Consider the following 4,145-nt stretch of genomic DNA (forward strand, 5'->3'; position numbering starts at 1 on the left):
AACTAAAGGGTCGTGAGGATAAGCGCGAGAACAATATTGATTCAAATCTGAGCATTAAGGAAATGAGGGAGGGAAAGACTTCAGCTGAAGAGGGTGATGAGTCGAAGGAGGACGATGCCCTCAATTATAAAAATGACAGGGAACATGGTGCCTTTAATCCTAAGAATATATAAAAATTAGGTATAAATGTATCATGTCTGTCCATACATGTTGGCTAAATTAGTGTTAGTCAAACAGCTATGGAACATACAAAAGATCTCAGAGAAAATTTTATAAAAGATGGTTACGTGTTTTTGCCGGGTTTTCTCAGCCCTGCTGAAGTGGATACCATGAAACGCAACTTTGACAGGGTCATAGCGGAGGTTGTTCCGGCTATGCCGCTTAAACATGTTTTCTATGAGGGGCCGCAGAAGGATTCTTCTACGCTAAAACAACTGATCGATATCCAGGAATATGACGCTTTTTTTAAGGAAAAACTATCAACCGGCAAGTTTAAGGAGCTTGCGGAGTTTTTGCTGGAAGATCAGGTGACCGGTAAAACGCTGGAATATTTTAATAAACCTCCTTTGATCGGAAAACCAACTCCGCCGCATCAGGATGGTTATTATTTTATGCTGAATCCTTCGGTTGCGGTGACCATGTGGATGGCACTGGAGCCGGCCGATGAAGAAAATGGTTGTGTTAAATATGTCAGGGGTTCTCACCTCAAAGGAATGCGGCCTCATGGCAGAACACAGACGCTGGGTTTTTCTCAGGGAATAACAGATTTTGGAACAGCGGCTGACCTGGAAAAAGAGCTGAGTTTTCCGGCCAATCCGGGTGACCTGATCGTCCATCATTCTTTGACCATACATCAGGCGGGCGCAAACCGTTCTGCGCGATCGCGCAGGGCTTTGGGTCTGATTTATTTTGGAGAGTCTGCCAGGGAAGACCTGGAAGCAAAGGCGGCTTACCAGAAAAAACTCCAGGAAGAGCAGGTTTAAAAATCTTTATTTAGTAATTTTTCCAGTTCTCCAAAAGAAACGTTCATCCGTACGCGCCCCTGTTTGGCATAGGCGATCTCTCCGGTCTCTTCTGATATGATGACTGCTACCGCGTCTGTTGTTTCAGAAATTCCAATGCCTGCCCTGTGCCGCAGGCCAAATTGCGGCGGGAGCTTGTCATTGTCGGTCAGCGGCAGGATACAGCTTGCACTTCTGATCTTGTTTTCGGCAATGACGACCGCACCATCGTGCAACGGGCTGTATTTCTGGAAAATACTTTCGAGCAGGCGCTTGGAGATTTTTGCGTCCATGACTTCACAGCTGTTGGCAAAAAGCTGGTCATCGTAGAATTTTACAAAGACCATCAGGGCCCCGGTCCTTGATTTCTTCATGCTCTTGCAGGCGTCGATAATGGGCTTGATGCGGATCAGGTTGTCTCTTTCTATGTTCTTGCTGCCAAAGAGATAGCCCCACCAGGCCTTGTTCTGCTGCAGGAAGGTGTTTTTGCCAATGAGCAGCAGGAACCTGCGGATCTCTGGCTGAAATATGACAATCAATGCAATGATGCCGACGCTCATGAAGGAATCGATGATCGTGGAAAGCAGTTTCATCTGGAGCAGGTTGACCAGCCAGTTGATGGCTAAGATGATCACCATCCCCAGGAAAAGGTTTACGGCAATGGTGTTTTTGATCAGGTTGTAGATGTAGTAGATGAGCAATGCTACCAAAATGATGTCCACCGAATCGGTGATCGTCAGGTGCAGAAAATCGAAATCAAAGTCTAAGCCTTTCATTGGTGCCAAGTTAGGGATTATTATTTTTGCTGCAGCTTTTCTATTAAAGCAATGCATTCTGCGGTTGCTTTGACGTCATGGACCCGCAAAATGGATGCACCTTTTAACAGGGCTATGGTGTTCAACACGGTTGTGCCGTTTAAGGCTTCTTCTGCTGTTGTACCCAGGAGTTTGTAGATCATGGATTTTCTGGAAATACCCGTCAGAATGGGCAGCCCGAATACCTGAAGGTCCTGCAGCTGCGCCATCAGTTCGTAGTTGTGGTCAAGGGTCTTTGCGAAGCCAAATCCGGGGTCAATGATGACGTCGTGCACACCCAGTTTTTTAAGTTCGGCGATCTTCGCCGAGAAATAATCGATGACTTCCAGGGTGAGGTGCTCATATTGTGCCTGTTTTTGCATGGTCTGTGGCGTGCCTTTCATGTGCATGATGATGTAGGGAACCTGCAGGGCTGCAATGGTTTCAAACATGGCTTCGTCCATGCCGCCAGCTGAGATGTCATTGATGAGGTGGGCTCCTGCAGCTATTGCCTCAGATGCAACCCTGGCCCGGAAGGTATCTATGGAAAGCAGCGCTTCAGGTAACTTTTTTGTGATGGCGGCTATGACCGGGATCAGTCTTTGCAGCTCCTCCTCCGGACTTACTTGTGCTGCACCGGGGCGTGAGGAATAGGCGCCGATATCTATAAACACAGCTCCTTCATTCAGGAAGGCTTCTGTTCTGCGCAGGGCATTGTCTACGGTACTTACCCTGCTGTCATTGTAAAAAGAATCCGGTGTAAGGTTGAGGATCCCCATGACGCGCGGAAGTGCAAGATCTACCAGCTTGCCTTTGACGTTAAGTGTGCGTTTTGCGTTTAAAAATGTATCTTTAGCCATTGTTTGAGTACAAACTTAGAGAAATTAAACTTAATAATTTTTTTGCATTGGCAACTAACACTTCGCAAGAATTCGATTCAGTAATAGCGGTCTGCAGATCGCTGTTTTTAAAAAAAACCAAGGATTACGGAACAGCCTGGCGCATATTGCGGCCGGCTTCTATCACTGACCAGATCTTTATCAAGGCCCAGCGGATCCGTACCCTGGAGGAAAAAAAAATATCAAAAGTAGGGGAGGACATTACCTCCGAATATATTGGCATTGTCAATTATTGTGTCATCGCGATGATGCAGCTTGACCTGGGGCCGGATGATCCTTATGAGCTTGATCCGGAGAAGGTCCGGGAGCTGTTTGATGCCTATGTAAATGCGACGAAAGAACTGATGTTTGCCAAGAACCATGATTATGGAGAAGCCTGGAGAGATATGCGGATCAGCTCTTTAACAGACCTTATTCTGATGAAAATACTCAGGGTGAAACAGATTGAAGATAATCTGGGCAAAACGCTGGCTTCGGAGGGCGTGAATGCCAATTACCAGGACATGCTGAACTATTCAGTCTTTGCTTTGATTAAACTGGGGGTAAAATAGAATGAAAAAGACGCTGTTAAACTTTTGCAGGATCTTTGTTGGTGTCCTGTTCATATTTTCGGGCCTGATCAAGGCCAATGATCCGCTTGGCTTCGGCTACAAGCTGGAAGAATACTTTGAGGTATTCCACATGCCTTTCTTTAGCAGTATGGCTACGGGTATTGCTATCCTGCTGTGCGTATTTGAGATCGTGCTGGGTGCCCTGCTGCTGCTGGGCTTCTGGCGCAAACAGGTGACTTCCGGATTGCTCCTGGTGATCATATTTTTTACGATCCTGACCTTTGCTTCTGCGTTCTTTAAGGTCGTGACCTCATGCGGGTGTTTTGGGGATGCGATTCCTTTGACGCCATGGCAGTCTTTTTCTAAGGACATTGTTTTGCTGATCATGATCATCTACCTGTTCATACACCGGGAAATGATCAGGCCGCTGACGGACAGCAGAAGTCTGCAGGCCGCGCTGTTTGCATTTGCGCTGATTGCTTCGCTCCTGTTCAGCTTGTATACTTACAACAGGCTTCCGGTACTTGATTTTCTCCCGTACAAGGTTGGAGCCAATATTCCTGAGCTGATGAAGATCCCGCCGGGTGCCCAGCCCGATGAATATTCGATCCTGTATAACCTTAAAAATAAGGTTTCGGGAGAAACAAAGGTCATGAACGATAAGGATTATCTGAAAACAGAGATCTGGAAAGATGACAACTGGGAAATCATAGGTACACCGGAAAGCAAACTGGTTAAAAAGGGCCATCAGGCCAAGATCAAAGACCTGATCATCAGTGATGCCTCGGGTACGGATTATACGAAAGAGCTGATTGAGAATCCTTATTACAACATTCTGGTGGTTTCGTATAACCTGCCTGACGCGGATGAGCAAGGTATGGCGAAAATGAACGCGCTGGC

The 4,145-nt window shown here is 46.6% G+C and carries 5 protein-coding genes; 3 read left to right on the top strand and 2 right to left on the bottom strand.

Annotated elements, in window-relative coordinates:
* Positions 1-239: 239 nt before the first annotated feature.
* A complete protein-coding gene (locus tag VK541_RS03960; protein ID WP_324367139.1) occupies positions 240-983 on the top strand; it encodes a phytanoyl-CoA dioxygenase family protein in 744 nt (247 codons plus the stop codon).
* Here VK541_RS03960 and cdaA read toward each other — a convergent pair.
* Entirely contained in the window at positions 980-1,777 is a 798-nt protein-coding gene (gene cdaA / locus VK541_RS03965) for a diadenylate cyclase CdaA (protein WP_324367141.1), read from the bottom strand. The two genes, VK541_RS03960 and cdaA, sit on opposite strands and share 4 nt — an antisense overlap.
* 20 nt (positions 1,778-1,797) lie before the next feature.
* A complete protein-coding gene (folP, locus tag VK541_RS03970) occupies positions 1,798-2,655 on the bottom strand; it encodes a dihydropteroate synthase (protein ID WP_324367143.1) in 858 nt (285 codons plus the stop codon).
* 47 nt (positions 2,656-2,702) lie between these two features.
* On the opposite strand from folP, the gene VK541_RS03975 reads away from it, so the two are divergent.
* Together VK541_RS03975 and VK541_RS03980 are read left to right on the top strand one after the other, a co-directional pair.
* On the top strand, positions 2,703-3,245 hold the full coding sequence (locus VK541_RS03975) for a DUF1599 domain-containing protein (RefSeq protein ID WP_324367145.1): 543 nt from the start codon (positions 2,703-2,705) through the stop codon (positions 3,243-3,245).
* Position 3,246: 1 nt separating this feature from the next.
* A partial coding sequence (locus VK541_RS03980) for a BT_3928 family protein (protein WP_324367147.1) occupies positions 3,247-4,145 on the top strand: 899 nt, incomplete at its 3' end.

It is taken from the genome of Pedobacter sp., assembly GCF_035317785.1.
Classification (GTDB): Bacteria; Bacteroidota; Bacteroidia; order Sphingobacteriales; family Sphingobacteriaceae; genus Pedobacter.

What these genes read in the sequence shown, in the direction of transcription:
- VK541_RS03960 (WP_324367139.1), top strand. Translation starts at nt 240, where the DNA reads ATGGAACATACAAAAGATCTCAGAGAAAATTTTATAAAAGATGGTTAC.
- cdaA (WP_324367141.1), bottom strand. Translation starts at nt 1,777, where the DNA reads ATGAAAGGCTTAGACTTTGATTTCGATTTTCTGCACCTGACGATCACC.
- folP (WP_324367143.1), bottom strand. Translation starts at nt 2,655, where the DNA reads ATGGCTAAAGATACATTTTTAAACGCAAAACGCACACTTAACGTCAAA.